The organism is Psychrobacter sp. 16-MNA-CIBAN-0192 (assembly GCF_040309565.1).
Lineage (GTDB): Bacteria > Pseudomonadota > Gammaproteobacteria > Pseudomonadales > Moraxellaceae > Psychrobacter.
This window is the reverse complement of sequence record NZ_JBEOOX010000516.1, coordinates 1-252: the sequence shown is the minus strand read 5'-3', so window position 1 is coordinate 252 and position 252 is coordinate 1. Positions and strand designations below refer to the sequence as shown.

General features: G+C 49.6%; 1 protein-coding gene. It reads left to right on the top strand.

Features of this window, described 5'->3' with window-relative positions:
- On the top strand, nt 1-252 hold a 252-nt coding region (locus AAEY78_RS14195), incomplete at both ends, for a translocation/assembly module TamB domain-containing protein (protein WP_352340058.1).

Below are 252 nucleotides of genomic sequence, written 5' to 3'. Positions count from 1 at the left end.
GGCTAAAAGTGTTTTCGGAGCCAGCGATGGATCAGGCACAAGCTTTGGCCTATTTACTCAATGGCCAACCACTAGGCGAGGGCGATAGCTCCACCGATGCTATGCTCACTCAGTTGTTACTTTCGCAGGGGGTTAGCCGCAGTGAAGGGCTGGTTTCTAAAGTGGGTGAAACGTTTGGTTTGTCGGATGTTAGCCTTACCTCTAAAGGCAGTGGTGAGCAAACAAAAGTAGAAATATCAGGCTATGTGGCAC